This window comes from Clostridium sp. KLE 1755, from assembly GCF_000466465.2.
Lineage (GTDB): Bacteria > Bacillota > Clostridia > Lachnospirales > Lachnospiraceae > Eisenbergiella > Eisenbergiella porci.
This window is the reverse complement of the sequence record NZ_KE992779.1, coordinates 11,042-11,858: the sequence shown is the minus strand read 5'-3', so window position 1 is coordinate 11,858 and position 817 is coordinate 11,042. Positions and strand designations below refer to the sequence as shown.

The 817-nt window shown below is 43.3% G+C and carries 1 CRISPR repeat array.

From position 1 onward, the window contains the following. Window positions 1–63: 63 nt before the first annotated feature. A CRISPR array of direct repeats spans window positions 64–756; the repeat unit is 33 nt; unit sequence GTCGAGGCTTATGTTGCCTCGTGGATTGAAATA. Window positions 757–817: the final 61 nt, after the last annotated feature.

Below are 817 nucleotides of genomic sequence, written 5' to 3'. Positions count from 1 at the left end.
GAGGCTTATGTTGCCTCGTGGATTGAAATAGCGACAGCCAAGTATTTTGGCTGCTCTGATAAAGTCGAGGCTTATGTTGCCTCGTGGATTGAAATACCGCGCTTGCAGATAATGTTGTCTTATTACCATCGTCGAGGCTTATGTTGCCTCGTGGATTGAAATAAATACCCCTGCGATTTCCGGATGTATTACTTGGTCGAGGCTTATGTTGCCTCGTGGATTGAAATATTGATGGAAGAAAAAGTTTTCACCGCAGCGCTGCGTCGAGGCTTATGTTGCCTCGTGGATTGAAATATGATTGCTTAGTTTTTATCGTTAGGCGGTTCAAGTCGAGGCTTATGTTGCCTCGTGGATTGAAATGACATAAATGAAATCTGCGACATACTCGGAACAAGTCGAGGCTTATGTTGCCTCGTGGATTGAAATACAGCATCTATATTGCCATCCAAGAAATATCTATGTCGAGGCTTATGTTGCCTCGTGGATTGAAATGTATCCGATTGCCTCTATATCTGCTGTTGTCAGGTCGAGGCTTATGTTGCCTCGTGGATTGAAATATGGATTCTTGGAGTTAAGGAAAGCTGACTTTGGTCGAGGCTTATGTTGCCTCGTGGATTGAAATATGATTGCTTAGTTTTTATCGTTAGGCGGTTCAAGTCGAGGCTTATGTTGCCTCGTGGATTGAAATACCGCGCTTGCAGATAATGTTGTCTTATTACCATCGTCGAGGCTTATGTTGCCTCGTGGATTGAAATATCATTCAATGTAATATCTATGCAGGCTATATCAGTCGAGGCTTATGTTGCCTCGTGGATTG